Here is a 219-nt window from a genome sequence, read left to right as displayed (position 1 = left end):
GCCAAGGAAAAGCGTACCGACAGCGCAATACGCGAAAACATCCGCAACCCGCTGCGCTTTCAAGGGCAGTACTTCGACACCGAAACCGGGCTGCACTACAACCGCTATCGGTACTATGATCCGCAGGTCGGGAGGTTTATCAGCAAAGACCCGATCGGGTTTGCGGGTGGGCTGAATGTCTATGCGTATGCGCCGAATCCGGTGGGGTGGGTTGATCCG

Annotated in this window: 1 protein-coding gene; it reads left to right on the top strand. The window is 57.5% G+C overall.

The window, feature by feature from the left end; translation table 11 throughout:
• Positions 1 to 219: RHS repeat-associated core domain-containing protein (locus QMX84_RS26475; protein ID WP_282365164.1), on the top strand; the 219-nt coding region annotated here is incomplete at both ends.

It is taken from the genome of Pseudomonas sp. PS01297 (assembly GCF_029959305.1).
In the GTDB taxonomy this organism is placed as follows: domain Bacteria; phylum Pseudomonadota; class Gammaproteobacteria; order Pseudomonadales; family Pseudomonadaceae; genus Aquipseudomonas; species Aquipseudomonas helleri.
This window is presented reverse-complemented; position numbering and strand designations above follow the sequence as displayed.